The organism is Stenotrophomonas sp. PS02297, from assembly GCF_029959705.1.
In the GTDB taxonomy this organism is placed as follows: Bacteria; Pseudomonadota; Gammaproteobacteria; order Xanthomonadales; family Xanthomonadaceae; genus Stenotrophomonas; species Stenotrophomonas nitritireducens.
Genome location: NZ_JASCOS010000258.1, coordinates 1 through 255 on the forward strand (window position 1 = coordinate 1; position 255 = coordinate 255).

The window sequence follows — 255 nt, forward strand, 5'->3', positions numbered from 1 at the left end:
GGCGGTCTCCTTAGAGTTCCCACCATTACGTGCTGGCAACTAAGGACAAGGGTTGCGCTCGTTGCGGGACTTAACCCAACATCTCACGACACGAGCTGACGACAGCCATGCAGCACCTGTGTTCGCGCTCCCGAAGGCACCAATCCATCTCTGGAAAGTTCGCGACATGTCAAGGCCAGGTAAGGTTCTTCGCGTTGCATCGAATTAAACCACATACTCCACCGCTTGTGCGGGCCCCCGTCAATTCCTTTGAGT

General features: G+C 55.3%; 1 rRNA gene. It reads right to left on the reverse strand.

The features are described 5' to 3' along the window. A 16S ribosomal RNA gene (locus tag QMX80_RS19275) occupies positions 1 to 255 on the reverse strand; the annotation flags it as partial.